Origin of the sequence: Clostridium sp. AF21-20LB, from assembly GCF_003478795.1 — a bacterium.
GTDB lineage: Bacteria > Bacillota > Clostridia > Lachnospirales > Lachnospiraceae > Otoolea > Otoolea fessa.
This window is the reverse complement of sequence record NZ_QUGD01000005.1, coordinates 30,449-56,987: the sequence shown is the minus strand read 5'-3', so window position 1 is coordinate 56,987 and position 26,539 is coordinate 30,449. Positions and strand designations below refer to the sequence as shown.

Sequence of the window (26,539 nt, the reverse complement as noted above, 5' to 3'; positions counted from 1 at the left end):
TTGTATAGAAATTGGAATGCACATAGAGAGGCAGAGAAAAAGATACTGCGGGTCATGCGCATGATAACGGCAGCAAAAAGATAGGAGGGGAGCAGGTATGATGAATTTGTATGAGGCGATAGGATGTCGCCATTCAGTTCGAAAATACACCGATCGGGAGGTCACGGAGAAGCTGCGTGGGCAGATCCTGTCCTATTTTGATAAGACCTCCCGGTTAAATGACCGGATCCGGGTTGAGGCAGTGATATTCGACAATACAAAGAAAAAAGCCGATGTCCACGGACTCTGGAAGGTGGATGCTCCCTACTATCTGGCGATCTATTCGGACCAGGAGGAAGGCTGCGAGCGCAATGCCGGTTATCTGATGGAGCAGATGGTGCTCTATATGACGGCAAAAGGGCTTGGAACCTGCTATTTGGGCAGCGTGCAGCCGGCGCAGAAGGTGCGCGGCGGCAAACGCTGCCTGATGATGGTCGCATTCGGCTACCCGGAGGGCAAGCTCTACCGTGAAAGCCCGCTGGCAAAGCGCCTCCCGCTCAATGAACTCTGTATTTTCAAGGAAGAAGCCGGAGAGCAGATGAAGACGATTCTCCGTGCGGCGCGTCTCGCACCGTCCGCGATGAACACCCAGCCGTGGCGCTTCATCGTCTATTCCGACCGAATCTATGTGTTCGCCCTAAAAACCCGCTTTCCGGGCAAGAGCTTCCATGCGATGCGCGAATTCAGCATCGGCATTATGCTCTCCCACATTATGCTCGCCGCCGAAGAACTCTGGATGGAACTTCAGACGGAGACGGAGGAACATTTTGCGGCTAAAAGTTACAAAAATGGAGATTATGTGGCGACGTTGACGCTGCATTAGATGCATTGATTCATTGTGTTAAATGTTGAAATAGTTTATATTTAAGCAAGAAAAACCAATTTTGCAATTTTAAAACCAATTATTCAAAGAAACGATACACTCAAGAAAGAAGCGCGCCAGCCGTCCGATGCCGTGACAGCTGGCGCGCTTCTTTCGGGGCAATCAAAAGGGCATAAGCAAAAACCCTTTTTTCCTTGCTCCGTGCCCTTGAAAGCGCCCTCCACTTATGATAAAATAAGTTGATTATTTATGAGAGATACTCTGGAGGAGAACGTGATGGTTAGTAAATTGATTGAGAAGATTCAGAAGACAAAGGCACCGATCTGTGTAGGACTGGATCCGATGCTTGGATATATTCCGGAGCACGTGAAGGAAAAAGCATTTGCGGAGTTCGGAGAGACCCTGGAAGGAGCGGCAGAGGCGATCTGGCAGTTTAACTGTGCGATCGTGGATGCGACGGCTGATCTGATTCCGGCGGTCAAACCGCAGATTGCGATGTATGAGCAGTTTGGCATCGAAGGCCTGAAAGCGTATGACCGGACTGTCAAATACTGCCAGCAGAAGGGCTTAATTGTCATCGGAGACATCAAGCGCGGCGACATCGGTTCCACATCGGCTGCCTACGCAACCGGTCATCTCGGCAGCGTGAAGGTTGGAAATACGACCTGTTCCGCGTTCAATACCGAGTATGTGACGGTCAATCCGTATCTGGGAACCGACGGCGTGAAACCATTTGTGGACGAGTGCAACGCATCCGACCGCGGTATCTTTGTACTGGTAAAGACTTCTAACCCATCCAGCGGCGAGTTCCAGGATCGTCTGGTGGACGGCCGCCCGCTTTATGAGCTGGTAGCGGAGAAGGTCGTTGAGTGGGGGGAGGCTTCCATGGATGGCGACTACAGTAATGTAGGCGCAGTTGTGGGCGCAACTTACCCGGAGATGAGCAAGATTCTGCGTAAGCTGATGCCGAAGACTTACTTTCTGGTTCCGGGTTATGGCGCACAGGGCGGTACGGCCGAAGACTTAAAATACTGCTTCAACGAGGATGGACTGGGCGCGATCGTCAATTCTTCCCGCGGTATCATCGCGGCATACAAGAAAGACGCATACGCCAAATTCGGTCCGGAGCATTTTGCGGATGCATCGAGACAGGCTGTCATCGATATGATTGCGGACATCGGACGCGTACTGTAAGGAGGAGCTCATGGCACAGAAGAAAGAGACAGCAGTTGTATATAGTCAGGAAGAACTGGCACCTGGCATTTTCAGTATGTGGATCGTGACGGACATAGCGGACGAGGCAAGACCGGGACAGTTTATCTCGGTCTACAGCCAGGACGGTTCCAGACTTCTTCCGCGCCCGATCAGTATCTGCGAGGCAGATCCGGATGAAGGACGCCTGCGGATCGTATACCGGATTGCCGGTAAAGGAACGGATGAATTTTCCAAATATGTTTCCGGAGACCCGATCGACATCATGGGACCTCTGGGAAATGGTTTCCCGCAGGAGGGCGAAAATGTATTTCTGATCGGCGGCGGTATCGGTGTTCCGCCGATGCTTGAGATGGCGAAACAGTTAAACTGCGAAAAACAGATCATTTTAGGATACCGGGATGAAAATCTCTTCCTCCGGGATGAATTTGAGGCATATGGAGAAGTCTTTGTGGCGACCGAGGACGGAAGCGTCGGCACGAAGGGCAATGTCCTGGACGCGATCCGGGAGCAGAACCTGACGGCGGATGTGATCTACGCCTGCGGACCGACTCCGATGCTGCGCGCCATCAAGGAGTATGCGGCAGAAAAGGGAATCAAGTGCTATATTTCCCTGGAGGAGAAGATGGCATGTGGAATCGGCGCCTGTCTGGCATGTGTCTGCCAGTCGAAGGATGTAGACCACCACAGCAATGTACACAACAAGCGGATCTGCAAGGATGGTCCCGTATTTTTAGCCGAGGAGGTAGAATTATGAGACAGATGGCAGTCAATCTTGCGGGTGTAGAGCTTAAAAACCCGGTCATGACGGCATCCGGAACCTTTGGTTCAGGGGCAGAGTACGGCGAGATGGTCGATCTGAACAAGCTCGGCGCGGTTGTGACCAAGGGTGTGGCAAATGTGCCGTGGCCAGGCAATCCGACCCCGCGTATTGCGGAGGTGTACGGCGGCATGATCAACGCGATCGGCTTACAGAATCCGGGGTATGATTTATTTGCATCGAGGATATCCCGTTTTTACGTCAGTATGATACGAAGATTATCGTCAATGTATGTGGAAAAACGACGGAAGATTACGTCGATGTAGTGGAAAAACTGGCGAGCCAGCCGGTCGATATGCTGGAGATCAACATTTCCTGCCCGAACGTCAAGGAGGGCGGCATCGCATTTGGACAGGATCCGAAAGCAGTGGAGGCGATCACCCGCGAGGTAAAACGCCATGCGAAACAGCCGATTATCATGAAGCTCAGCCCGAATGTTACCGACATCACGGAGATGGCGAAGGCAGCCGAGGCAGGCGGTGCGGATGTGCTGTCCCTGATCAACACACTGACTGGCATGAAGATCGATATTAACCGGAGAACCTTTGCGGTAGCCAACCGTACCGGCGGTCTGTCCGGTCCGGCAGTGAAACCAGTGGCAGTCCGCATGGTTTACCAGGTGGCGCAGGCGGTCAAGCTTCCGATCATCGGCATGGGCGGTATCATGAATGCGGACGATGCGATCGAATTTATTCTGGCAGGCGCAAGCGCGGTGGCAGTCGGTACGGCGAATTTCCATAATCCGTATGCGACGGAGGAGATCGTGAAGGGCATCGACGCCTACATGGCAAAATATGGCATTGAAGATATACATGAACTGATTGGTGCGGTTCGGTAAGATAGGAGAGTATGATGGAACAGTATAAGCAGGAATTTATCAATTTCATGGTAGAGAGCGAAGTGCTCAAGTTTGGCGAATTTACCTTAAAGAGCGGACGTAAATCTCCGTTCTTCATGAACGCGGGTGCATATGTAACCGGTACGCAGCTGCGCCGTCTGGGCGAGTATTACGCAAAGGCGATTCATGACAACTATGGTCTGGATTTCGATGTCCTGTTTGGACCGGCTTACAAGGGAATCCCGCTGGCAGTTGCCACCTCGATGGCGATCAGTGAGCTGTACGGCAAAGAAGTACGTTACTGCTCCAACCGGAAAGAGGTCAAGGATCACGGCGATACCGGCATCCTTCTGGGAAGCAAGTTAAAGGACGGCGACCGCGTCGTTATCATCGAGGATGTAACCACTTCCGGTAAATCCATCGAGGAGACCTTCCCGATCCTCAAATCCCAGGCAGATGTGGAGATCAAAGGCCTGATGGTATCTTTAAACCGTATGGAGCGCGGCAAGGGAGAAAAGTGTGCGCTGGATGAGATCAAGGAACTGTACGGCTTCCCAACCGCAGCGATCGTATCGATGTCAGATGTCGTAGAGTGCCTGTACAACAAGGAGTGCCAGGGCAAGGTCGTGATCGATGATACACTGAAAGCAGCGATCGACGCATACTATGAGCAGTACGGTGCAAAATAGAGATTTGGTTCACGGAGCGGCATGCTTGAAATGGGAAATGCCATGCGACGGAGTGTAAGAAGGAGCGGATCGATATGGAAAAGATCTACAAAACGATGCAGGGAACCGGTGTGATTAATATCGTGATTGGAAGCGTGATCATCACGGTAGGGCTGGCAGCCGGTGTGATGGCGATCGTCAGCGGTGCGTTTTTACTGAAACGCAAATCAGATATTACATTCTAAAAATTGGATTTGAAACAGGGCAGATATGCCCAGTCGAAAGAGAAAAACCGTATGACCGGGGACGGTGTACGGTTTTTCTCATTTCTGGCAGTTTATGTGGGGAATTATGTGGAAACGGACAAAAACGCATCAGAAGGTGTGCTGGATATTCTTTGTCGCATACCTGGTGCTTCTTATATATTTTATGTTTTTTTTCGGACGGATTCGGGCGCGCGCCGCATGTGGAGTATGCCTATAATCTCGTTTTATTTAAGGAAATCAAACGGTTTTATATTTATCGTGATATAGTGGGGACGGAAGCGTTCCTGTTAAATACGGCTGGCAACGTGGTGTGCTTCATGCCGTTTGGATTTTTCCTGCCGATCATCAGCCGAGATTTGGAAAATGGTACCTGATGTTGATTTTGAGCTTCCTTCTGACTTTGAGCATCGAGACGATTCAGCTCGTATTCAAGGTGGGAAGTTTTGATGTGGATGATATGTTTTTAAATACGTTAGGTGGAATTGCTGGCTACCTCTGCCAGTGGATTACACGTGCAATTGGGAGGTGTCTGCGTGGGACGTCAAACAGATAACCGGATTTCTTATATCCGCAAGCCGATGGCAGAACACGGCTATCTCTGCCTGGGACTGGCGGGAGTCGGTCTGCTGCTGTGCGTGGCAGGGATGGCATTCAGTGTCCGCAGCCAGGGCAATACGCCGGTCGGCGCGCTGTCGATGTGTTTTTCGAGCATATTATTTTCCGTGGCGTCGCTGATGTACGGATGGAAATCTTTTAAAGAAGAAGAAAAAAATTATATATTCGCGAAAATTGGTACGATTTTGTCGGGGCTTCTGGTCATCTGGTGGATTGTGACGATTTTGATTGGCATCCGGGGCTAAGAATGAATGGTTTTTATGCGTGGCTTGCCTGGAATGCCGGACCAATGGAACGCCGGTAAGAGCCTTTGCGGCGGGCGTGGTTTGAAAGTAAAATTTGGCGATGGCAGAAGGAGGGAAATATCTGAACATGGAATATTGGGAACTTTTGAAAGAAGAAAATGAGGCGGTTGCGGAGCGCCATGAGCTCGCGATGGAGCGCATCGGCCATATGAAAGAAGAAGCGACGGTTGGCGAGCCATACCGGGCATTTTTTGAGCGCACCGTCCAGTTTATCGAGCTGATAGAAGAAACCTTCCAGAAACAGATGGATGGGACGCTGGCGGCGATGAGCCAGAAAGAGGCAACAGAATTTAACCGGACGCTTTATGCGGATATACTTTCTGGGGCGTATGGAAAGAGCTTTGCGAACCCGGACTATGCGGCAAAAGAGCTGGGAGAGAACTATGGTCCGTGGCTGTCATTTCTCTATACGGAGATCCGCAGCGCGATCGTTTACGCCTATGAGAGCCGTCTGGTGGATGTGACGGTGTTGGAGGAACTGTTTATTGAGGTTTACAACCTGTTTGAGGACGGGACGCCGGAGGTGGCGGAGCTTCGCGAGCCGCTCTACTATTTTGTCAGTGATTATTGTGACAGGATGCTTCCGTGGCGGGTGCGTGAGACGCTGGATCCGTCGCTGGATTTTGGAAAATCGATCATTATGGACAGTGATTTAAACGATCTGCGTTATCTGTACCGGTTTGGCGAATATATCTCGGAGACAGAGCTTGCGACAGCACGTTTTATGAATGAGCTGCCGGAGGAGACGGTACGCCGGATGGCAGATACCTACACAGAAGGCTACCGCAAGGGATTTGCGGCGACCGGACGCAGCTATGAGGGCAAGAAAACGGTGCAGATCCGTTACCACATCGGATTTGAGCGCATGATCCGGATGGCAGTGGAAAATTTCCGCGAACTCGGTCTGGAGCCGATCATTGCCCGCGCCTCCATCGGCACGGTGAACCGGATGGCGGCGCGCACGAACGGTTACTATGGCACACCGGCGAACCGCCAGTACGAGTATGATCACCGCTACGACAATGCGGTTTACCTGGACAAGGCCTTTCGTGAGCGGAAATTGTCTATTTTAAAGGTGGCATATGAGACATACAAGGATCTGGCGTCGGTATATGCCGGTCCGGCAGTTGTGGAAACCTTCGGCGAGACCGGATTTGAGCCGGTCAATGCAGCAGCAGCCTTTTCTTTAAGTGAAAAACAGGAGAAACTGCTGTTATCCTACAGCAATGAGGCGATGCAGATTGTGGACGCGTATATTCCGGGAACGGAGACGAGCTTCACAATCATTGCATTCCCGCTTCCGGAGATCGGAGCGGAGTTTGAGGCGGTTTTTAAGGAGACGATCCGCATCAATACGCTGGACTATGAGCTGTACCGCGACATCCAGCAGATCATGATCAACGAACTGGATCAGGCATCGCAAGTCCACATCAGCGGACGCGGCGGCAACCGCACCGATCTGACCGTACAGCTTCACACGCTTGCTGAGCCGACGAAACAGTCGAATTTCGAAAACTGCGTGGCGGATGTAAATATTCCGGTTGGAGAAGTCTTTACCTCCCCGCAGCTTTCTGGGACAAACGGGCTTCTGCATGTCGGCAGCGTCTATATCGGAGAATTTCAGTTCAAAGATCTGGAAATCCGGTTTGAAAATGGTATCGCTGTCTCCTATACCTGCAAAAACTTTGAGACGGAAGAGGAAAATAAGGCGTTAGTGAAACAGATGATCCTCAAAAACCATGAGACGCTGCCGATGGGCGAGTTTGCGATTGGCACCAACACAACTGCGTATGAGGTAGCGCTGCGCTACGGCATTCTCGACAAATTCCCGATTCTGATTGCCGAGAAGATGGGACCGCACTTTGCGGTAGGCGATACCTGCTACAGCTGGATGGAGGACTGCCCGGTCTTCAACCCGGATGGACGCGAGATGGTGGCGCGTGAGAATGAGATTTCAGCAAAACGCAAAGAAAACCCGCAGGAGGCATATTTTGGCTGCCATACGGACATTACAATCCCGTACTCCGAGCTGGATACGATCGAGGCGATTCATCCAGATGGAACGAGTGTAAAGATCATCGCGGGCGGACGGTTTGCGCTGCCGGGGACGGAGAAGCTGAATGAGCCGCTGGAAAAATAAAAAGAAAAAGTCATAGAAAACAGGTTTATTCTCATATAATCTCCTGAAAAGGGATTCCGGAGCAGCCGGATGGGAGATAGAATCAGAAAATGGATAGCCGTTCTGCTGGCAGGAAGTATACTGGCGATGATTCAGTTGGTTCCGGCCGGCGGGGCGGTTTTTGTTCGTGAAAACATAGAAAATAAAGAGATTCTGGGAGAGAAAGAGGCTTCTCTACAACAGCCCCTTCACGCCCGCGCCTGGGTTCTCATGGATGCGGACAGTGGGCGTATTCTGGCGGGGAAAGATGCGGATATCGCTTATCCGATGGCAAGTACGACGAAGATTCTGACCTGCATTCTCGCACTGGAACAGGGAAATCCCGATGACTGGGTCAAGGTATCAGAGAAAGCGGCCTCCATGCCGGATGTCCAGCTCAATATGCGGGCGGGGGAGCGGTACCGCCTATCGGATCTACTCTATTCCCTGATGCTGGAATCCCACAACGACAGCGCCGTGGCGGTGGCGGAGCACATCGGGGGAAGTGTGGAAGAATTTGCGGAGAAAATGAACCGGAAAGCGCGGGAGATAGGATGTAAGAATGTTTGTTTCGTGACACCGAACGGTCTGGATGTTGCGGATGCGGATGGAAACGAACACAGCGCTTCGGCGGCGGATATGGCGCGGATCATGCGTTACTGCGCGTTCCAGTCGCCGTGCCGCGAAATATTTCTGGAAATTACCCGTACGGCATCACGGACGATTCAGGATGAGTCGGGAAACCGTTCATTTTACCTGGCAAACCACAACGCGCTTTTAAGCCAGTGCACGGAGGTGCTGTCGGGCAAGACAGGATTTACCGGGAAAGCCGGGTACTGTTATGTAGCGGCGTTAAAAAAAGAGGGAAAAGCATTTACGGTGGCGCTTCTCGGCTGCGGGTGGCCGCCGCACAAGACGTACAAATGGGCGGATATGCGGAAACTCGATCAGTATGCATTTGATACATATAACTGGTATGATATATTTGACCGGGAGAAAACATTTCCGGAGGTGGAGGTGAGGCGGGGCGTGAAAGGAACGACGGCGCTCACACTGAATCTGCCATCGGAAAAACAGACGTTTCTGATGCTTCTGCGCGCGGACGAGAAGCCAGACATCCGTTATGAATACCCGACCGAGCTGGAAGCACCGGTTCATGAAGGACAGGAGGTCGGGCAGGCATCCTATTATATTAATGACGAGCAGGTGGCTGCTTATCCGATCTATGCGGCAGAAACAGTGGAGAAGATTGATTATGGGTGGTGTTTAAGACGGTGCATTTCGTATTTTGAAACAGAATTCAGATCAATATGGCAAATTCCTGCTGCCACCACGTTTTCTTACGGCACTTTCGATTCCAAAAGTGCCTACCCGTGAACAGTAGCGATTTGTTCATAATAGTTTTACAAAAATCTGCTTTATTTTGCTGGTTAATTTTGTTATAACTATAGATAGTGTGAATTACTGAGAATCATGAAAAGGATGTATTTTTTGCATAGAAAAATATTTCCAATCAGGACTCAAACAAGGATCCGGACACGGAAACGTGGAAGGAGAAAGAGAGGCACGGAGGATGAAACAGACATCACTGAGCAGAGAACAGGGGCTTGCGCTCCTTCGCAAGTATAATAAAGAACCATTTCATATTTTACATGGACTGACCGTGGAGGGCGTCATGGAGTGGTATGCTGAGCAGCTGGGATACGGGGACGAAAAAGCATTCTGGGGCATGGCGGGACTGCTGCATGACATTGATTTTGAACTTTATCCGGAAGAACACTGCCAGCGGGCACCGGAGCTTCTGCGCGACGGAGGCGCAGAGGAAGATTTAGTCCATGCGGTTGTCAGCCACGGCTACGGCATACGGGTGGATGTGGCTCCGGAACATGAGATGGAAAAGGTGTTGTTTGCAGCCGATGAGCTGACAGGGCTTATCTGGGCGGCGGCGAAGATGCGCCCGTCCAAGAGCACCAAGGACATGGAGCTTTCAAGTCTTAAGAAGAAATTTAAGGACAAGAAATTTGCGGCTGGATGTTCCAGAGACGTGATCCGCCGCGGGGCTGATCAGCTTGGCTGGGAATTAGACAAACTGATGGAACAGACGATTCTCGCCATGCGCTCCTGTGAGGATCGGGTCAACAAAGAGATGGAGGAACTGGAGTTTTGAGAGAAAATAAACCAATGAAACTGTTGTCGGTAGCGATTCCGTGCTACAATTCGGCGGCATATATGCGTAACTGCATCGAATCCCTGCTGCCGGGCGGCGATGAGGTGGAGATCCTGATCGTGGATGACGGTTCCACAAAAGATAATACGGCGGAGATTGCCGATGAGTATGAGAGAAACTATCCGGGGATTTGCCGGGCGATTCATCAGGAAAACGGTGGTCACGGTGAGGCCGTCAATGCGGGACTGCGCAATGCGACGGGCGTCTATTATAAGGTCGTGGACAGCGATGACTGGGTCAACGAAGAGGCATATATGGAGGTTCTGGATACGCTGCGCAAATTTGTCCATGACAATGTGACGCTGGATATGCTGATTACCAACTTCGTTTATGAGAAACAGGGCGCAAAACACAAAAAGGTCATGAACTACAACATGGCGCTCCCAAAACGCCAGCTCATCGACTGGAACGGTGCAAGAGGCTTCCGCCTGGGACAGTATATCCTGATGCATTCGGTCATTTACCGTGTGGAAATGCTTCGGAACTGCGGCTTGGAACTGCCAAAGCATACGTTCTACGTGGATAATATTTTTGTATATCAGCCGCTTCCACACGTAAAATCCATGTACTACCTGGATGTGAATTTCTACCGCTATTTCATCGGACGCGACGATCAGTCGGTCAATGAAAAAGTCATGATCAGCCGTATTGATCAGCAGATACTCGTCACGAAGCTGATGCTGGGATATTACGATGTGACCAAGATCAAGAATCCAAAGCTGCGCCACTACATGGTCCGCTATCTGGAGATCATGATGACAGTTACTTCAATTCTGGCGATCCGCTCGGAGACAGAGGAGAATCTGAAGAAGAAAAAAGAACTGTGGCAGTATCTGAAACAGCAGAATTTCACGCTGTATATGCGCCTGCGCTGGGGCTTCCTCGGACAGGGCGTAAACCTGCCGGGAAAAGGCGGACGGAAGGTGTCGATCGCCTGCTATAAGATTTCGCAGAAGTTTTATGGGTTTAACTAAAAATAGGGCGGATTAGAAAAGAAAATCAAATCTGTCAAAAAATGCAAATTAAAAATCCGATCGTCTGGAAAATGGAGTGTTTCCAGATGGTCGGATTTTCTGATTCTTTGTCAATCATTAGATATGATTCGATAAGGGATTACCACGTGATGAATGTTAGAGACCTAGTTTTCGTAATGGCTGCGGCAAGGGGGATTTATCGCAGATAAAAAGCTGGCACCTGTCATACTTTGGCGCCAGCTTATGTTTACTTGTCTTGAGAAATCCTTTAGCGAATATATTCCGGTTCGTTCTCTGTCTCTTCCTGCGTGCTTCCCGCATATACTAACGGATAGATAGCTGCGCTTAAAAGAATCGCGCCTGCGACGTCCAAAACCGAGTGCTGCTTCAGCGAGACAGTTGCCATGCAGATAGCGGCCATCAGGATACCGGAAAGAATCCGGATTACTTTGTGCTTTTTCAGAGACTCACTCTTCATGACCGCGATGTGGGTTCCGATGGAATTGTACACGTGGATGCTTGGAAATACATTCGTGTTCGTGTCAGCCTGGTGGAGCATATAGACCAGACGGGAACAGAGGTTCTTGTCCGGGTCTACGGCGGTCCGCAGGTCAGTTCCATTCGGAAACAGGGTGCAGATTAAGAGTGACAGCGTCATGCCGGTAAATAAAAATGCACATAACCGGTAATATTCTTCCTTGTTCTTGAAGAACAGGTATGCAATCGCAGCGGTCACATAGGCGAACCACAGTAAATATGGGATGACGAAGTATTCATTAAACGGAATCATATCATCCAGCGATGAGTGCATGATATGGTAATTGGAGGTCACGGTTTTTTCCAGATGCATAAACCACGGAAGATAGATAAATCCGTATCCCAGAATCCATATATGCCCGTATTTCTTCAGGAGTTCCTTCAGAAAATGTTTCATATCAATCAACCTCGATTTTCTTTTTATCATAAATAAATTAACATTATTTTAACATCTCTCCAAGTTCGTCTGATTATAGCACACTCACCCGCCAACTTCAAGGCTAAATAGGGATTGTTATAAATATTAAGAAAAAGGTTATGGAATGTGAAATTTGTTAAACAAAAATTTTATGGATGGACAGGGACTTTGGATTTATATATTTTATGCGGCTGTATATATGTGTCAACCGTGAGGGTATATGCGCTATCGCCTTTCACATAGGAAGTTAGTTTTAGAGTGAATTTAGGCAAAATAAAAACAGCTTGCTCAACTGCAAGCTGCTTTATCAATAGCGAGAGGGGGATTCGAACCCTCGACACCGCGGGTATGAACCGCGTGCTCTAGCCAACTGAGCTATCTCGCCATATTAAATTTTAAAAAGTGGGACCTACAGGGCTCGAACCTGTGACCCTCTGCTTGTAAGGCAGATGCTCTCCCAGCTGAGCTAAGATCCCAGATAAAATAGCGAGAGGGGGATTCGAACCCTCGACACCGCGGGTATGAACCGCGTGCTCTAGCCAACTGAGCTATCTCGCCATATTAAATTTAGAAAAGTGGGACCTACAGGGCTCGAACCTGTGACCCTCTGCTTGTAAGGCAGATGCTCTCCCAGCTGAGCTAAGATCCCGCTGACACTCGCACAAATCACGACTGCTTTGCAAGTATAATATAAATTTTCAAGATTGTCAACACTTTTGAGAAAATAATTTATAGAAATTTTCTTATCATTTAAAAGGAAGTATGGTATACTTATCTCATGCAAAATTGTAATGGCGCTGTATCCTGTGACAGGTATTCTGGCAGGGTAAAAGATAAAATATAACGCCCCAGCAGGGGAGTTTCTGTATTTTCGGAAAGCAGGGGACGTTATGGCAAAATATGAGGATGGAGTAATGTATTATTTCATTATTAATCCCGCTTCACAGAGTGGCCGCGGCTATAAGATATGGAAGAAAATAGAGCAGCGGCTTGTGCGGGACGGGGTTGAGTATCAGCATATTTGACAGAATATGCGGGGCAGGCGACAGAGTATGCAAGGAAGCTGACGTCCCACTGCAAGGAGGCACGGGTGATTGTGGTCGTGGGCGGTGACGGGACGATGAATGAGGTCGTGGACGGAATCGTTTCCTGCGACATGGTGACGCTGGGCTATATTCCGGTGGGGACAGGCAGTGATCTGGCGCGCGGGCTCCGGCTTTCGAGAAGACCGATGCGCGGACTGCGCCGGATTTTTAAGGCGCGGCGGATCCGGCAGATCGATTATGGTGTGATTGCATATGGCGATGATGTGCTCCGACATCGACGTTTTATCGTCAGCGCGGGGATTGGGCTGGATGCGGAAGTATGCCAGCATATGCAGCGTTCGGCGATCAAAAATATCTGCAACCGGATTCATCTGCGGCGATTGTCGTACCGGATACTGGGATTTATACAGTATTTGAAGGCGAAACCGATCCGGGGGTATATTTTGCTCGATGGAACGCGCCGGGTGGAATTTAATTATATTTATTTTATCAGTACACAGATTCAACCCTGCGAGGGCGGCGGATTCTGGTTTGCGCCGAAGGCGGACAGTAGCGACGGCAACCTGGAGGTCTGCATTGTCAGCCATGCCTCGAAGCAGCAGGTGCTTGGAACCCTGCTCCGGGCGTTGTTCCGGCGCTCCCACAACCGGGGGCTTCGGTGCTTCAGCTGCCGGGAGGTCCAGATCTACACGGAACGCCCGATGGCAGTTCACGTGGACGGCGAGGGCTGTCAGTACCAGAGCAATCTGGAAGTCCGCTGTATTGAGCGTAAATTAAAAATTGTTGGATAAGTGTATATTTTTCAAAAGTATAAAATAATTTATCAAATAAAGTAACTGCGGGCAGTCCGGACAGTTACAAAATGACCAAGAAAGGAACTGGAATACGATGAGAATAGGACAGGGATATGATGTGCATAAACTTGTTCCAGATCGGGAACTGATTTTAGGCGGCGTGACGATCCCGTATGAGAAGGGGCTGTTAGGACATTCGGATGCGGATGTGCTGGTGCATGCGGTGATGGATGCGCTCTTAGGGGCGGCGGCACTGGGCGACATCGGACAGCATTTTCCGGACACGGATCCGGAATATGAGGGTGCGTCGAGCATCGAGCTTCTGAAAAAGGTAGGGAAACTTCTGCAGGAACGCGGCTATGTGATTGAAAATATCGATGCCACGATCATTGCGCAGCGCCCGAAGCTGGCTGCATACCGCCCACAGATGGCAGAAAATATTGCAGATGCGCTGGGGCTTCCGGTCAGCCGCGTGAGTGTCAAGGCGACGACCGAGGAAGGGCTTGGTTTTACAGGCAGCGGCGAGGGTATTTCCTCACAGGCGATTACCCTGTTGACGGAAGTGGAGAATTACTGTTATGATAGTGAAATGATGACGCAGGCAGCGGCTTGCGGTGGATGCGGCGGCTGTGGCGGCTGTCAGGCAGCACCGGAAGCAGATTTAAAATAGAAGAGGAGTAATGAGGTTATGAAAATTTTCAACACATTGTCCCGCAGAAAAGAGGAGTTTGTGCCGATCGAACCGGGCAAGGTTAAGATGTATGTGTGCGGACCGACTGTTTACAATTTTATTCATATTGGAAATGCAAGACCGATGATCGTATTTGATACGGTCCGCCGGTATTTTGAGTACAAAGGATACGAAGTAAACTATGTATCTAACTTTACTGATGTGGATGACAAGATCATCAGGAAAGCCATCGAGGAGGGCGTGGATGCGGAGACGATCTCCAAGCGCTATATCGCAGAGTGCAAAAAAGATATGGAGATGATGAACGTCAAACCGGCGACGAAGAATCCGCAGGCGACTCAGGAGATCGGCGGTATGATCGAGATGATCAATACGTTGATCGAAAAAGGACATGCGTATGTGGCAGCTGACGGCACGGTTTATTTCCGCACCAAATCCTTTAAAGAGTACGGAAAACTGTCCCATAAAAATCTGGACGATCTGCAGTCCGGCTTCCGTGAGATCAAGGTAACCGGCGAGGAAGGCAAGGAAGATCCGACCGATTTCGTTCTCTGGAAACCGAAAAAAGAAGGAGAGCCGTTCTGGGAGTCTCCGTGGTGCCAGGGTCGTCCAGGCTGGCATATCGAGTGCTCCGAGATGTCCAAGAAATACCTTGGCGAGTCCATCGATATCCATGCAGGCGGAGAGGATCTGATCTTCCCGCACCATGAAAATGAGATCGCGCAGAGCGAGTGCGCGAATGGCAAGACCTTTGCCAACTACTGGATGCACAACGCATTCTTAAATATTGATAACCGCAAGATGTCCAAATCTCTTGGAAACTTCTTTACCGTGCGTGAGATCAGTGAGAAATACGATTTGCAGGTTCTGCGTCTCTTCATGCTGAGCGCCCAGTACCGCAGCCCGCTCAATTTCAGCGCGGATTTGATGGAAGCTTCGAAAAACAGCTTAGAGCGCATCCGCACTGCGGCAGAGCATCAGGCAGACTGCCTGAAAGCAGCGAAAGAGGGCGAGATGACGGCAGAGGAGAAGCAGAATCAGGCAGCAGTCGAGGAGTTGGTTCAGAAGTTCGAGACGGCGATGGACGATGATTTCAACACCGCAGATGCGATTTCAGCTATTTTTGAGATTGTACGCCTGAGCAACTCCACGATTTCGGAAGCATCGACGAAGGCATACGTTTCCTATGTTAAAGAGACGATGGATAAACTTTGCGATGTGCTCGGTATTATCACGGAGAAGAAGGAAGAGATTCTGGACAGCGAAGTAGAAGACTTGATCGCAAAACGCCAGCAGGCGAGAAAAGACAAGAATTTCGCACTGGCGGATGAGATCCGTGGACAGCTTCTCGATATGGGAATTATTCTGGAAGATACGAGAGAGGGCGTCAAATGGAAACGGGCTTAAATGCGTTTAAGGAAGCGCTGCATTTAAAACATGTTGAGGCGGGGGAGTATTCCCCGCTGGCGCTGGCGTATATCGGCGATGCGGTCTATGAGCTGGCGATCCGCACCCTTGTCATGAACCGCGGCAATATGCAGGTCAACAAGATGCACAAGAAGACGGCGAACCTGGTCAAGGCGGACGCACAGGCACATTTTTATCTGCTTCTGGAGGAAGAGCTGACGGATGCGGAGAAGGCGGCATACCGACGCGGACGCAATGCGAAATCTTTTACGATGCCGAAGCACGCGACGATGAAGGATTACCGGATGGCGACCGGATTTGAGGCGCTGATGGGCTATCTCTATCTGACCGAGCAGTTTGACAGGATGGCAGAACTTCTGGGAAAAGGGCTGGAACAGATGGGAGAATTAATATCGTTATAAATCATGATGAGGAAAATAGATGGAACAGGAAAATAAGCAGGAAAATAGATTTGAAGAGACGATGATCGAAGGCAGAAACGCCGTTTTAGAGGCATTCCGTTCGGGCAAGACGGTGGATAAGCTGTTTGTGCTGGATGGCTGCCAGGATGGACCGGTCAAGACGATCACGAGAGAGGCAAAAAAGCAGAATACGATCATCCACTATGTGGCGAAGGAGAGACTCGACCAGCTTTCTGAGACCGGCAAGCATCAGGGCGTGATTGCACAGGCAGCGGCATACCGCTATGCAGAGGTGGAAGATATGCTAAAGCTGGCAGAAGAGAAAGGCGAGCCGCCGTTTCTCTTTATTCTGGATGGCATTGAGGATCCGCACAATTTGGGTGCGATCATCCGTACTGCCAATCTGGCAGGCGCACATGGCGTGATCATCCCGAAACGCCGCGCAGTGGGACTGACATCGACGGTTGCGAAGACCTCGGCGGGAGCGCTGAATTATACGCCGGTAGCGAAGGTAACCAATATTTCAGCCACGATCGAGGAACTGAAAGAGAGAGGACTCTGGTTTGTCTGTGCCGATATGGGAGGAGAGAGCATGTACCGCCTCGACTTAAAAGGACCGATCGGTCTGGTGATTGGCAATGAGGGCGAAGGTGTCAGCCGTCTGGTGCGGGAAAAATGTGATTTCATCGCATCGATCCCGATGAAGGGAGATATCGACTCCCTGAACGCATCGGTGGCAGCTGGCGTGCTGGCATATGAGATTGTGCGTCAGAGAATGATGTAGGGTAAGTGAAGGTTATCGGTCAACTGATTCCGCTGCTCCCCTCCCCGTTGGAATCATATAGAAATATGAAAAGATAGGAAATGAGAATCGGATGTCTGCGAATGAAAACGGAGGCATCCGATGAAAAAAACGGGAAATTTAAAAAAATAAAAAAAATTCAAAAAAACCGTTGACAAAACGATTGTATCATGATAAACTAATCGAGCTTAGAGATGAGCCAAAAACAAAAAGATGCTGCTGTAGCACAGTCGGTAGTGCGTCGCATTGGTAGTGCGGAGGTCACGGGTCCGATTCCCGTCAGCAGCTCTGCTAGAAAAGAACGGAAGCCTTTGATTTACAAGGGTTTCCGTTTTTTTTATTCTCTACTTGCAATTCATTCCAGTTGTGCTATAATGATAACAGTTTGGACGGGGACATAGCTCAGCTGGGAGAGCGTTGCGTTCGCAACGCAAAGGTCGCGGGTTCGAATCCCGTTGTCTCCATGATAGAGAAAGCCTTGAAAACACTGGTTTTTCCTTTGTTTTCAAGGCTTTTTTGTGTTTTTAAGATTTCAAGCGGAACAAAATATTCCGTTATAGGTACAAACTTTTCGGTACAAGGATCACACGAAAGATCACACGGACTTTCAGTATCGATGAATTTGCCGCACATTTTTTAAAAAAGAACTTTCGAAAAAATTCAAAAAAATAAAAAAAAACTCTTCCATTTTGAACTACCCTATGTTATAATAAACTCACTTGTGAGTCAGAAAGACAAGCAAGCGGGCATGGCGGAATTGGCAGACGCGCCAGATTTAGGTTCTGGTACGAGAGTGTGCAGGTTCAAGTCCTGTTGCCCGCACTAGAAATTACGCAGAAGTGGCGGAATTGGCAGACGCGCACGGTTCAGGTCCGTGTGATGGCAACATCATGAGGGTTCAAGTCCCTTCTTCTGCATGATTAGCTGCAGAACCTGAGTGCAGCGTGGAACTCCCAGAGATGATTTCTCCGGGAGTTTTTCTTTTTCTATACAAGGAATCAAAAAGGGGCAGACGCGCAAGCGAAAGCCCCTTTTGTAATTCGAATTTGTAATATAAATCAAAAAATTAGAATTTCTGAAATTCTTCTACATTTATTACAAATACGGTTGCTCCGCCGACTTTCATGTTCATCGGAACGGTCATATTAACGGTCGGGCAGCAGTTTCCGGCCATGGTCGGCGGCGTGTATACAAGCTGCTCGCGGGCACCGGACATTTTTTTGATGATGGAGATGGCGTCCTCGACGCGTTCATCTTCGACACCGAGCATCAGGGTTGTACTTTTCTTTTTCAGAAAGCCGCCCATCGTGGAAAGCTTGGTGACAAAGAAGGAGTGCTGGTTTAATTCATATACTAAATCATCGGCGTCCTCACTGCCAATGATTGCGATAATCATTTTCATAAGCGGTACCTCCTGAAAAATTTTCTATTATTGTACCATTAATTTATGAAAATGGAAATAAAAAAATGAGAAATTTATGTTAAAATATAAATGATTATGATTGCTTGCAGGTGAGAATTTTTTGGACTGAAAATTCCATCTGCCGCAGGAATGGCGGCAGATTTGCGGGATGAGAGAAAGGCAGAAGTATGATTCGAAATATAGTATTTGATATGGGAATGGTTTTACTGGAGTATGATCCGGTCAAGGTGTGCTGGGAGTACACAGATAATCCGGAGGATGTGGAGTGGATGCACCGCGAATTGTTTGATTCGAAGGAGTGGTCGCTTTTAGACGAGGGAACGCTGACGGATGCACAGGCGCTGGAGCGGGTGCAGAAACGCCTGCCAAATGAACATCTGCGCTGGCTGGCGAAGGAAAGTCTGGAACACTGGCATGAGTACAACATCTGGCAAAGCCGGGGATGGGAGAGCTGGTGAAGGAACTGAAAGAAAAGGGCTGCGGCATCTACCTCTGCTCGAATTGTTCCGTGCGCCTGCGTGTGTTCGAGTATGAGATTCCGGGCATTGAATATTTTGATGGCACGCTTGTCTCAGCGGAGGAGAAGCTGGCGAAGCCGAATCCGGCGATCTATGAGAGATTGTTTGAAAAATTTCATCTCAAAGCGGAAGAATGCTTTTTCATCGATGACCGTCAGGATAACATCGATAGCGCGAAGGGCTGCGGCATGGATGGTTACTGTTTTGCGGACGGGAATGTGGAGAGGCTGCGGGCGTACATGGAGGAGATGGAAATATTATAGAAAAGCAGTGCAAGGTGGCCGATAAAAAGATTATTTTCCTAAAAAACACCGGGAGAGTCATAAGCTGATGAAAAGAAAGTGAAAAGGTTTTGGAATCAGGCACTTATGGTCTAAAAAAAATACAAAATCAGCAAGAAATTTGATTGATAATAATATCACAATATGAGATAATGAAGAAGAATGGGGAAAGATGCATTTTTAGTAAATTCCCCTGGAAGATGCATGTGAACAGGCAGTTTTTTGACCGGGAATCTCCGGTGAAAGGCTGCGTCTGTTTTATAACGGATAGTGAGGAGGTCATTATATGAGAGTATCGATTTGTATCGGAAGTGCCTGTCATCTGAAAGGATCCCGTGAGGTAATCCAGAAGCTGCAGAAGCTGGTTTCAGAGAATCATCTGGACAGTGAGGTAGATTTAAATGGAGATTTCTGCAGCGGCAACTGCCGTAAAGGTGTCTGTGTGACGATAGACGGAGAACTGTATTCCGTAAAACCGGAGACAACCGAAGAATTTTTCCAGAAGGAGATTCTGGGACGCCTGAACGCGTAATCGTTTACATATAACGGCAAAAAGAGAGGGAGAGTCTATGCCGATTATTGATTTTAAGGCGACGATGTGTAAGCATTGTTATAAATGTGTGCGGGGCTGCGAAGTGAAATCAATCATGATCCGGGATGGTCATGCATATATCATGCCAAATCGCTGTATTCTCTGTGGGCAGTGCCTTTTGAACTGCCCGCAGTCGGCAAAACGTGTTCCGAGCGAACTTTCCAAGGTCAAAAAGCTGATTGAGAGCGGCGCACCGGTCATTGCATCGCTGTCGTCTTCCTATATGGGGGTTCTGCCGTATAAAAAGCGGGGGCAGGTCAAGTCAGCATTAAAAAAGCTGGGATTTACGAATGTTTGTGATGCGGCGGAGGGCGCCGCGCTGGCGACGGAAGAGTATGTCCGTTTATTAGAGCAGGGCGAGATGAAAAATATCATCACAACTGCCTGTCCGAGTATCGTGAACCTGATTGAGATTCATTATCCGGAACTCATCAAATATCTGGCACCGGTGCTGATTCCGTCGGGGATCCATACGCGCATGCTGCACGCGGAGTTCGGCGAGACGGCGAAGGTAGTTGTGATCGGACCGTGTATCGCGGAAAAAGAGAAAAACAGGGTTGTGAAGCCGGATGCAGTCCTCACATTTGAGGATTTAAAACAGTGGCTGTCAGAGGAACAGATCGAGATCGAAGCATGTGAGGAAGAACCGTTCGAGGATCGTGAACCGGGCGCGAACCTGCGTTATCCGGTCAGCGGCGGACTGCTCACGGCGGTGACGGCGACCCAGAAGAAACCGGACAAGTACCGCAAGTTCTACGTCAGCGGCGTGAAGGACTGTCTGGATGTCTGTGAGGCGATGAAAACCGGCGAGGTGGCTGGCTGTTTCATCGAGATGAACGCCTGTCATGGAGGCTGTGTCAATGGACCGTCCACGGCGACCTCGGTGTCGAGTTTTAAAGTTAAGCTGGATCTGGAAGCGATGCTTCCGAAGGAACCGGCAGATTTGTCCCTGATGCATGAGGCGGCGCGTCAGGTAGAGATTCACCGGACGTTTGCGGACCGTTCTCAGAAGGAGCGGATTCCGACCGAGGAAGAGATCCGGGAGATCTTGAAAAAGACGGGCAAGACGACACCAGAGCAGGAATTAAACTGTGGTGCGTGCGGTTATCCGACCTGCCGGGAGAAAGCGATCGCCGTTTTCCAGAAAAAGGCGGAGGTCGATATGTGTATTCCGTACCTGCATGACCGGGCGCAGTCGCTGTCTCATCTGGTGATGGATACGTCCCCGAACCTGATCATGATCATCGACGATGATATGCGGATCCGGGAGTGTTCGGTGGCGGCAGAAATGTATTTCGGCGTCAAACCGGAGGCGATCAAGGGAAAACCGCTGGAGGACTTTATCAACGCCGAGGATGTACGCGAAGTATTCCGGACGCACACAAGCGTCCACAGCCGGAAGGTGATCTATCCGGATCGGAATCTTGTGACGCTTCAAAACATTGCGTATATCGATGACGGCAATTTTGTCATTGCCACGATCATTGATGTGACGCGCGAGGAAAAACAGGCAAAACAGGAATATGCCAAGAAAAAGGCGACCATTGATCTGGCACAGAATGTCATTTACAAACAGATGATGGTTGCACAGAATATTGCCGGACTCCTGGGTGAGACGACGGCGGAGACGAAGACAACCCTGATGAAGCTTTGTTCCCTGATTGACGATGAGAGCGAAAGTGAGGTCCGATAAATGGGAGTAACCGTAGATGTCACGTTTAAAAGTCTGAATAAGTATTCAGAGATCCTGTGCGGCGATACGGTAGAGTGCCTGAAAACGGAAGATTCGGACGTTATCATTCTGGCGGATGGCATGGGAAGCGGCGTCAAGGCGAATATTCTTTCGACGCTGACGGCAAAGATTCTGGGTACGATGTTTTTAAATGGAGCCACGCTGGAGGAATGTGTGGAGACGATTGTGCAGACGCTTCCGATCTGTCAGACGAGACAGGTGGCGTATGCGACGTTCTCGATTCTCCAGATTTTCAACAACGGCGAGGTATATTTAGTTGAATATGATAACCCGCGATGCATTTTTTTGCGCTGTGGTCATGTGGTGGAGCTGCAGAAATACAAGCGTCTCGTCAAGGACAAGGAGATCAGCGAGTGCCGGTTCCAGGTTCAGAAGGGTGATGCGCTGGTACTTGTCAGCGACGGCGTGACGCACGCGGGAGTCGGAAAGAGCGGCAAATATAAATTTGGCTGGCCGTGGGAGTCGGTGGCAGAGTTTGTTTCGGAACAATGCCTGACCTCTCTTTCGTCGGCACGTATGGCGGCGGCACTCTGTGCGGAATGCAGCCAGATTTACGAGGGAAAACCGGGCGATGATACGACGGTTGTGGTAGCCCGGATCATTGACCGGAAACCGGTCAACCTGATGACGGGACCGCCGCTCGACCGCAACGACGATGAGACGATCACGGCGGATTTTATGAAAGATGAGTCGGCAAAGCACATTGTATCGGGCGGAACCAGCGCGACGATCCTGTCGCGGGAGCTGGGACGACCGCTGCGGGTATCAATGGATTACAGCGACCCGGATATTCCGCCGATCGCTTTTATGGAAGGCATCGATCTGGTGACGGAGGGAGTCCTGACGCTGCGAAAAGCGATCGAACTTCTGAAACGCTATCTGATCGAATGCGATTTAAGTTCTGAGTTTTTCAGCGAGTTGGACAAGAAAAATGGTGCGTCCATGATCGCGAAGATTTTGATTGAAGACTGCACGGAATTACATATGTTTGTGGGAACGGCGGCGAACAGCGCCTACCAGAATCCAGGGCTGGCGTTTGATCTGGGAATCCGCCAGAACCTGGTCAAACAGCTAAAAGAAGCAGTCGAAGGTATGGGAAAGAAAGTTACGGTAACGTATTATTAATAAGGAGGATAAACCATGGTAACGAATGACGCGACAATTCTGCGCATCAAACATGAGATACTTTACGAGGTAGCAAAGCTTGCCTGGAATGATCAGTTAGAGGACGGAAGAGACGATATTCCGTATAAAATCAGTCCTGGTCCGCAGGCACAGTACCGCTGCTGTGTATACAAGGAGAGAGAGATTGTCCGCCAGAGAATCCGTCTGGCAGAAGGTAAGTGTCCGTCTGACCGCAATACAAACAACGTCGTACAGGTTATCAATGCAGCCTGTGAGGAGTGCCCGATTGCGTCCTACACAGTCACCGATAACTGTCGTAAATGTATGGGTAAAGCCTGCCAAAACTCCTGTCCGTTTGGAGCGATCAGCATGGGAAATACCAAGGCGCACATCGACCCGGATAAATGCCGCGAGTGCGGAAAGTGTTCCCAGGCATGCCCATACAATGCGATTGCCCATCTGGAGCGCCCGTGTAAGAAGGTCTGCCCAGTGGATGCGATTACCTACGATGAGTATGGTGTATGTGTGATCGATGAGAAAAAATGTATCCAGTGTGGCGCCTGCATCCATTCCTGCCCGTTTGGTGCAATCGGTTCCAAAACCTTCATGGTCGATGTGATCCGCCTGATCAACGCAGGCAAAAAGGTCGTAGCGATGCTGGCACCGGCGACCGAAGGCCAGTTTGGACCGGACATCACGTTTGCAAGCTGGAAAACAGCTTTAAAGAAGATTGGATTTGCAGATATGATCGAGGTTGGTCTGGGCGGCGATATGACCGCGGCAGCCGAGGCAGAAGAGTGGGCGGAAGCTTACAAAGAGGGCAAGAAGATGACGACCTCCTGCTGTCCGGCATTTGTCAACATGATTAAACAGCATTTCCCGCAGCTGCTTGACAATATGTCCACGACGGTTTCCCCGATGTGTGCGGTCTCCCGCATGCTGAAGGCTCAGGATCCGGAGGTTGTCACCGTCTTTATCGGACCGTGTATCGCGAAGAAGAGCGAGACGCTGGATCTGAATATCCAGGGCAATGCGGACTATGCGATGACTTACGGAGAGATCCGTGCGATGATGCGGGCGAAAGATGTAAATCTGGAGCCGGAAGAGAACAGCATGCAGGAAGCCAGTGTATTTGGAAAACGCTTCGGCAATGGCGGCGGCGTAACAGCGGCGGTATTAGAATGTCTGAAAGAGTCTGGTGAGAATACCGATATCAAGGTAGCGCGCTGCAACGGTGCGGCTGAGTGTAAGAAAGCCCTTCTTCTTCTGAAAGTGGGACGTCTGCCGGAGGACTTCATCGAGGGTATGGCGTGCGTCGGCGGCTGTGTCGGCGGACCGAGCAAGCACAAAGCCGAGATGGAGGCGAAGAAGTCGAGAGACAAACTCATCGCCGAGGCAGATGCAAGAGAAGTACATGAGAACCTGAAGGCGTATGATATGTCGTCGTTCTCGATGCATCGGCATTGATGCGGGATGTTCTTGGGAGAATGTGCGTGTTCTGAGAATTTGGCTGAGATAAAATAAACTAAAATTTATATATGAGTTAGTGGGAAAGTGCCTGCTCTGGAAAATGAAATTTGGAATGTGAATTTGACTTTCTGGGGCGGGCGTTTTTCGTTGTGAAAATTCCAAAAGAGTTCTTGCATTTAGAGAATAGATGTGTTAGACTCAATATATCTTATCGAAATGAACTGCGGTCGCAGGTGGTTTCGTTCTAATTTATCTTTTTATTCTGGTAATTTGTGAGGTGCGTTTCGCACAGAATTCGATGATTTAGGAAAATTTGGGAGAATCGGATAACTGTATCGTTATAAAAAATGTGCAATATATTATATGATATATGCAATGCAAAATGAAAGCTTTTTATATACAGAAAGAACCGCTGTCTGACTCAGAGTGAGAGTGTGTTTTGAATCAAATTAGAACTTATATAGTTACTGTTCACAGGTAGGCACTTTTGGAACCGAAAGTGCCGTAAGAAAACGTGGTGGCAGCAGGAATTTGCCGTATTTAAATGCGAAGCCACGGCAAATTCCGTTACTGGGCACGTATGCGTGAACAGTAACCTTATATAACTTGCGAAAGAGGATAAGAAAAGAGATGTGAAAAAGGTTTGAGGGGGGAGGTTTGAGTTGTTAAAAATAAACATGGGGGCTCATAAAGGGCGTCGCTGCCGGAATGGTACCATTTTGGGAATATCACTGATATTGATATTTTCATCCGGTAGAATGGCGCTGGCAGCTGAAAATGCAGTGAAACAGGCAGAAACAGCTGTCATAGTCGGCTACAGCGTCTCATTTATAGATGCTGAGAATGCAAATCATCTTATATTTCATACGCAGACGGGCAAAGTTTTGGAGGGAACTTCCCTGAACGTATCTTTCCCAGAGCAAATCATAGGGAGCGACGGGCATATCTGGAAATCAGCGGTACAGTCACCGCAAATATTTGAATTGTATGGAACAGGAACTGAAAAAATTTATATCAAATATGAAAGAGGCGGCAAGGCTCCAGAAATGGGAGCAGAGGAGGATGCCGCCATGCTGGCACTTCGGAAACGCCTGGAACGATGGAAACAGAGTGCATGGGAGGCGGAGTGCGCCATATTTGGGCGCGAGGATGCGGCGGTATCGGGCAGCGGTTCCGGTCTGACCGTTCAAAATCAGTCGGAAAATGATGCCAGGATCCGGAATCTGGTATCTGCGATCGGGGATGCAGCGTGGCATGAATTTTATCTGATTGGTCAGGATTTTACACCGTCGGCAAAAACAATCGGGGTGGAATACGACGCAGTTTATTCTGAGGTGGAAGAGGATTCCTTTTCGGTGGATGGAAAGGAATATATCATCACGCGCATCCGGGTGCGGAGAAACTGGGATGACCGTACTTGTACGCATCAGTGGAGCCAATGGGAGTGGGAGGAAAATGATTGCTTAAAGAATGGGCGGGCAGTGTATGTCTGCGGACGATGTCAGAAAGAAAAGATAGAGCGCCTTCCGGCGCTGGGGCACCTGGATGAAAACGGGGATCAAATCTGTGACCGCTGTGGAAGCGTGGATTGGAGTGAAAGTGAAATGCCCGAAAAAGTGATCTGGAAGGAGGGCGATGTCCAGCTGCGCGAGGTGGGCGGAGAGATTTTGTCATTTACCTGTATCGACGACGATTACCATGACTGGCAGAATGAACACCGGAAAGCAGCGCTGTTTCTCTGTGACCGCGTGATCCGGGCGGATGTGGACACGGCACCGGGAAAAAAGATGAAGATTTTCTCGTTTGGCAAAGACAATAATTATAAAACTTCGCAGGTGCGCGCATGGCTGCAGAAAAACAGTCAGAACAGCAGCTTCTGTCTGGAACCGATCCATACGGGAATCCAGACCGCGTACATGGGAAGCACGGCGGCTGGTGCATTTTCGCAAACGTCCGGGCGGGAACTGGCGCGTCATGATATTGGTTTTCAGCTTATGAACGACCAGCTTTTCTGCCTGTCATTGGAAGAGGCACTTGCGTACCGGGAATATCTATGGCGGTTTGATTCCGGGGATGATAACCCACAAAGTCAGGTCAGTGCCTATTCACAGGGATATTATCTGCGGACGCCTTTTTATTTGCAGGATGAAAACGGGAAATTCATTTATAATCAGCAGATTTATGGCGTTGATCTGGTAAATGGCTGTCTGCGTCCGGTGAGGACGGACAGTGAGACATATGGAGTACGTCCGGCATTTGCACTGTCACAGATGTAAAAAAGAATACTTGTTGAGCTTGGAAAGTGGGAGTGAAGC

General features: G+C 49.5%; 25 protein-coding genes, 8 tRNA genes and 2 pseudogenes. 29 read left to right on the top strand and 6 right to left on the bottom strand.

Features of this window, described 5'->3' with window-relative positions; genetic code table 11:
• Positions 1–97 precede the first annotated feature (97 nt).
• From DWX76_RS04270 to DWX76_RS04220, 12 genes and pseudogenes are all read left to right on the top strand, one after another.
• The gene (locus tag DWX76_RS04270) at positions 98–862 is read left to right on the top strand and encodes a nitroreductase family protein (protein WP_333489839.1); all 765 of its coding nucleotides are present in this window, start codon (positions 98–100) and stop codon (positions 860–862) included.
• Between the two features lie 276 nt (positions 863–1,138).
• Entirely contained in the window at positions 1,139–2,056 is a 918-nt protein-coding gene (pyrF, locus tag DWX76_RS04265; protein ID WP_022359361.1) for an orotidine-5'-phosphate decarboxylase, read from the top strand.
• 10 nt (positions 2,057–2,066) lie between these two features.
• On the top strand, positions 2,067–2,831 hold the full coding sequence (locus DWX76_RS04260) for a dihydroorotate dehydrogenase electron transfer subunit (protein WP_107000486.1): 765 nt from the start codon (positions 2,067–2,069) through the stop codon (positions 2,829–2,831).
• Positions 2,828–3,732: pseudogene (locus DWX76_RS04255) on the top strand (dihydroorotate dehydrogenase). The gene DWX76_RS04260 and the pseudogene DWX76_RS04255 overlap by 4 nt, the downstream one beginning before the upstream one ends.
• A gap of 14 nt (positions 3,733–3,746) precedes the next feature.
• Positions 3,747–4,421 (top strand): orotate phosphoribosyltransferase, encoded by a 675-nt coding sequence (pyrE, locus tag DWX76_RS04250; RefSeq protein WP_107000484.1) that lies wholly within the window; start codon positions 3,747–3,749, stop codon positions 4,419–4,421.
• Between the two features lie 74 nt (positions 4,422–4,495).
• Positions 4,496–4,645: a hypothetical protein gene (locus tag DWX76_RS13900; RefSeq protein ID WP_022359365.1), complete on the top strand. Its 150-nt coding sequence runs from the start codon at positions 4,496–4,498 to the stop codon at positions 4,643–4,645.
• A 221-nt stretch (positions 4,646–4,866) separates the two neighbouring features.
• A pseudogene (locus DWX76_RS04245) lies at positions 4,867–5,219 on the top strand (VanZ family protein).
• Complete coding sequence (locus DWX76_RS04240; protein WP_107000483.1) at positions 5,200–5,526, top strand: hypothetical protein; 327 nt, start codon at positions 5,200–5,202, stop codon at positions 5,524–5,526. Before DWX76_RS04245 ends, DWX76_RS04240 begins: the two are co-directional and overlap by 20 nt.
• A gap of 127 nt (positions 5,527–5,653) precedes the next feature.
• On the top strand, positions 5,654–7,726 hold the full coding sequence (locus DWX76_RS04235) for an aminopeptidase (RefSeq protein WP_118570173.1): 2,073 nt from the start codon (positions 5,654–5,656) through the stop codon (positions 7,724–7,726).
• A 69-nt stretch (positions 7,727–7,795) separates the two neighbouring features.
• A complete protein-coding gene (locus DWX76_RS04230) occupies positions 7,796–9,121 on the top strand; it encodes a D-alanyl-D-alanine carboxypeptidase family protein (protein WP_118570172.1) in 1,326 nt (441 codons plus the stop codon).
• A gap of 196 nt (positions 9,122–9,317) precedes the next feature.
• On the top strand, positions 9,318–9,911 hold the full coding sequence (locus tag DWX76_RS04225; RefSeq protein ID WP_118570171.1) for a hydrolase: 594 nt from the start codon (positions 9,318–9,320) through the stop codon (positions 9,909–9,911).
• A 14-nt stretch (positions 9,912–9,925) separates the two neighbouring features.
• Positions 9,926–10,945: a glycosyltransferase family 2 protein gene (locus DWX76_RS04220; RefSeq protein ID WP_107000480.1), complete on the top strand. Its 1,020-nt coding sequence runs from the start codon at positions 9,926–9,928 to the stop codon at positions 10,943–10,945.
• Between the two features lie 268 nt (positions 10,946–11,213).
• Here the strand turns inward: DWX76_RS04220 and DWX76_RS04215 are convergent, their stop codons facing one another.
• From DWX76_RS04215 to DWX76_RS04195, 5 genes are all read right to left on the bottom strand, one after another.
• Positions 11,214–11,879 (bottom strand): phosphatase PAP2 family protein, encoded by a 666-nt coding sequence (locus DWX76_RS04215; RefSeq protein ID WP_118570205.1) that lies wholly within the window; start codon positions 11,877–11,879, stop codon positions 11,214–11,216.
• Positions 11,880–12,211: 332 nt separating this feature from the next.
• Positions 12,212–12,285 (bottom strand) — tRNA-Met (locus tag DWX76_RS04210).
• Positions 12,286–12,303: 18 nt separating this feature from the next.
• A tRNA-Val gene (locus DWX76_RS04205) sits at positions 12,304–12,376 on the bottom strand.
• An 8-nt stretch (positions 12,377–12,384) separates the two neighbouring features.
• Positions 12,385–12,458, bottom strand: a tRNA-Met gene (locus tag DWX76_RS04200).
• A gap of 18 nt (positions 12,459–12,476) precedes the next feature.
• Positions 12,477–12,549: transfer RNA gene (locus DWX76_RS04195), tRNA-Val, on the bottom strand.
• A 241-nt stretch (positions 12,550–12,790) separates the two neighbouring features.
• On the opposite strand from DWX76_RS04195, the gene DWX76_RS14880 reads away from it, so the two are divergent.
• From DWX76_RS14880 to DWX76_RS04150, 10 genes are all read left to right on the top strand, one after another.
• Entirely contained in the window at positions 12,791–12,925 is a 135-nt protein-coding gene (locus DWX76_RS14880; protein WP_412693784.1) for a hypothetical protein, read from the top strand.
• Complete coding sequence (locus tag DWX76_RS04190) at positions 12,922–13,737, top strand: diacylglycerol kinase family protein (RefSeq protein WP_243022446.1); 816 nt, start codon at positions 12,922–12,924, stop codon at positions 13,735–13,737. The genes DWX76_RS14880 and DWX76_RS04190 overlap by 4 nt, the downstream gene beginning before the upstream one ends.
• 97 nt (positions 13,738–13,834) lie before the next feature.
• On the top strand, positions 13,835–14,410 hold the full coding sequence (gene ispF / locus DWX76_RS04185; protein WP_107000479.1) for a 2-C-methyl-D-erythritol 2,4-cyclodiphosphate synthase: 576 nt from the start codon (positions 13,835–13,837) through the stop codon (positions 14,408–14,410).
• Between the two features lie 18 nt (positions 14,411–14,428).
• Entirely contained in the window at positions 14,429–15,838 is a 1,410-nt protein-coding gene (cysS, locus tag DWX76_RS04180; protein WP_107000478.1) for a cysteine--tRNA ligase, read from the top strand.
• Positions 15,823–16,260, top strand: coding sequence for a Mini-ribonuclease 3 (locus tag DWX76_RS04175; protein WP_107000477.1), 438 nt, complete (start codon positions 15,823–15,825; stop codon positions 16,258–16,260). The genes cysS and DWX76_RS04175 overlap by 16 nt, the downstream gene beginning before the upstream one ends.
• Before the next feature lie 19 nt (positions 16,261–16,279).
• Positions 16,280–17,044 (top strand): 23S rRNA (guanosine(2251)-2'-O)-methyltransferase RlmB, encoded by a 765-nt coding sequence (gene rlmB, locus DWX76_RS04170; RefSeq protein WP_022358985.1) that lies wholly within the window; start codon positions 16,280–16,282, stop codon positions 17,042–17,044.
• Between the two features lie 233 nt (positions 17,045–17,277).
• A tRNA-Thr gene (locus DWX76_RS04165) sits at positions 17,278–17,350 on the top strand.
• A 103-nt stretch (positions 17,351–17,453) separates the two neighbouring features.
• Positions 17,454–17,526, top strand: a tRNA-Ala gene (locus DWX76_RS04160).
• A gap of 278 nt (positions 17,527–17,804) precedes the next feature.
• Positions 17,805–17,884 (top strand) — tRNA-Leu (locus tag DWX76_RS04155).
• A gap of 11 nt (positions 17,885–17,895) precedes the next feature.
• Positions 17,896–17,979 (top strand) — tRNA-Leu (locus tag DWX76_RS04150).
• A gap of 149 nt (positions 17,980–18,128) precedes the next feature.
• Here DWX76_RS04150 and DWX76_RS04145 read toward each other — a convergent pair.
• Entirely contained in the window at positions 18,129–18,464 is a 336-nt protein-coding gene (locus tag DWX76_RS04145; protein WP_022358984.1) for a cyclic-di-AMP receptor, read from the bottom strand.
• Positions 18,465–18,652: 188 nt separating this feature from the next.
• Here DWX76_RS04145 and DWX76_RS14875 point away from each other — a divergent pair, with 188 nt between their 5' ends.
• The 7 genes from DWX76_RS14875 (at position 18,653) to DWX76_RS04115 (ending at position 26,500) form a co-directional block, all read left to right on the top strand.
• Positions 18,653–18,943 (top strand): hypothetical protein, encoded by a 291-nt coding sequence (locus DWX76_RS14875; protein ID WP_347474970.1) that lies wholly within the window; start codon positions 18,653–18,655, stop codon positions 18,941–18,943.
• Complete coding sequence (locus DWX76_RS14870; protein WP_347474969.1) at positions 18,940–19,266, top strand: HAD-IA family hydrolase; 327 nt, start codon at positions 18,940–18,942, stop codon at positions 19,264–19,266. Before DWX76_RS14875 ends, DWX76_RS14870 begins: the two co-directional genes overlap by 4 nt.
• A gap of 304 nt (positions 19,267–19,570) precedes the next feature.
• Positions 19,571–19,816 (top strand): (2Fe-2S) ferredoxin domain-containing protein, encoded by a 246-nt coding sequence (locus tag DWX76_RS04135; protein ID WP_107000475.1) that lies wholly within the window; start codon positions 19,571–19,573, stop codon positions 19,814–19,816.
• A 37-nt stretch (positions 19,817–19,853) separates the two neighbouring features.
• Complete coding sequence (locus DWX76_RS04130; RefSeq protein ID WP_107000474.1) at positions 19,854–21,569, top strand: [Fe-Fe] hydrogenase large subunit C-terminal domain-containing protein; 1,716 nt, start codon at positions 19,854–19,856, stop codon at positions 21,567–21,569.
• On the top strand, positions 21,570–22,754 hold the full coding sequence (locus tag DWX76_RS04125; RefSeq protein ID WP_107000473.1) for a SpoIIE family protein phosphatase: 1,185 nt from the start codon (positions 21,570–21,572) through the stop codon (positions 22,752–22,754). It begins immediately after the preceding gene.
• A 15-nt stretch (positions 22,755–22,769) separates the two neighbouring features.
• Complete coding sequence (locus tag DWX76_RS04120) at positions 22,770–24,221, top strand: 4Fe-4S dicluster domain-containing protein (RefSeq protein ID WP_118491573.1); 1,452 nt, start codon at positions 22,770–22,772, stop codon at positions 24,219–24,221.
• Positions 24,222–25,270: 1,049 nt separating this feature from the next.
• Positions 25,271–26,500, top strand: coding sequence for a DUF6273 domain-containing protein (locus DWX76_RS04115; protein ID WP_147353834.1), 1,230 nt, complete (start codon positions 25,271–25,273; stop codon positions 26,498–26,500).
• The last annotated feature ends 39 nt before the right edge of the window (positions 26,501–26,539 follow it).

What these genes read in the sequence shown, in the direction of transcription:
- DWX76_RS04120 (WP_118491573.1), top strand. Translation starts at nt 22,770, where the DNA reads ATGGTAACGAATGACGCGACAATTCTGCGCATCAAACATGAGATACTT.
- DWX76_RS13900 (WP_022359365.1), top strand. Translation starts at nt 4,496, where the DNA reads ATGGAAAAGATCTACAAAACGATGCAGGGAACCGGTGTGATTAATATC.
- DWX76_RS04135 (WP_107000475.1), top strand. Translation starts at nt 19,571, where the DNA reads ATGAGAGTATCGATTTGTATCGGAAGTGCCTGTCATCTGAAAGGATCC.
- DWX76_RS14880 (WP_412693784.1), top strand. Translation starts at nt 12,791, where the DNA reads ATGGCAAAATATGAGGATGGAGTAATGTATTATTTCATTATTAATCCC.
- DWX76_RS14875 (WP_347474970.1), top strand. Translation starts at nt 18,653, where the DNA reads ATGATTCGAAATATAGTATTTGATATGGGAATGGTTTTACTGGAGTAT.
- pyrE (WP_107000484.1), top strand. Translation starts at nt 3,747, where the DNA reads ATGGAACAGTATAAGCAGGAATTTATCAATTTCATGGTAGAGAGCGAA.
- DWX76_RS04130 (WP_107000474.1), top strand. Translation starts at nt 19,854, where the DNA reads ATGCCGATTATTGATTTTAAGGCGACGATGTGTAAGCATTGTTATAAA.
- pyrF (WP_022359361.1), top strand. Translation starts at nt 1,139, where the DNA reads ATGGTTAGTAAATTGATTGAGAAGATTCAGAAGACAAAGGCACCGATC.
- DWX76_RS04145 (WP_022358984.1), bottom strand. Translation starts at nt 18,464, where the DNA reads ATGAAAATGATTATCGCAATCATTGGCAGTGAGGACGCCGATGATTTA.
- ispF (WP_107000479.1), top strand. Translation starts at nt 13,835, where the DNA reads ATGAGAATAGGACAGGGATATGATGTGCATAAACTTGTTCCAGATCGG.
- DWX76_RS04115 (WP_147353834.1), top strand. Translation starts at nt 25,271, where the DNA reads ATGGGAGCAGAGGAGGATGCCGCCATGCTGGCACTTCGGAAACGCCTG.
- DWX76_RS04260 (WP_107000486.1), top strand. Translation starts at nt 2,067, where the DNA reads ATGGCACAGAAGAAAGAGACAGCAGTTGTATATAGTCAGGAAGAACTG.
- DWX76_RS04215 (WP_118570205.1), bottom strand. Translation starts at nt 11,879, where the DNA reads ATGAAACATTTTCTGAAGGAACTCCTGAAGAAATACGGGCATATATGG.
- DWX76_RS04220 (WP_107000480.1), top strand. Translation starts at nt 9,926, where the DNA reads ATGAAACTGTTGTCGGTAGCGATTCCGTGCTACAATTCGGCGGCATAT.
- DWX76_RS04270 (WP_333489839.1), top strand. Translation starts at nt 98, where the DNA reads ATGATGAATTTGTATGAGGCGATAGGATGTCGCCATTCAGTTCGAAAA.
- DWX76_RS04235 (WP_118570173.1), top strand. Translation starts at nt 5,654, where the DNA reads ATGGAATATTGGGAACTTTTGAAAGAAGAAAATGAGGCGGTTGCGGAG.
- DWX76_RS04230 (WP_118570172.1), top strand. Translation starts at nt 7,796, where the DNA reads ATGGGAGATAGAATCAGAAAATGGATAGCCGTTCTGCTGGCAGGAAGT.
- DWX76_RS04125 (WP_107000473.1), top strand. Translation starts at nt 21,570, where the DNA reads ATGGGAGTAACCGTAGATGTCACGTTTAAAAGTCTGAATAAGTATTCA.
- rlmB (WP_022358985.1), top strand. Translation starts at nt 16,280, where the DNA reads ATGGAACAGGAAAATAAGCAGGAAAATAGATTTGAAGAGACGATGATC.
- cysS (WP_107000478.1), top strand. Translation starts at nt 14,429, where the DNA reads ATGAAAATTTTCAACACATTGTCCCGCAGAAAAGAGGAGTTTGTGCCG.
- DWX76_RS04225 (WP_118570171.1), top strand. Translation starts at nt 9,318, where the DNA reads ATGAAACAGACATCACTGAGCAGAGAACAGGGGCTTGCGCTCCTTCGC.
- DWX76_RS04175 (WP_107000477.1), top strand. Translation starts at nt 15,823, where the DNA reads ATGGAAACGGGCTTAAATGCGTTTAAGGAAGCGCTGCATTTAAAACAT.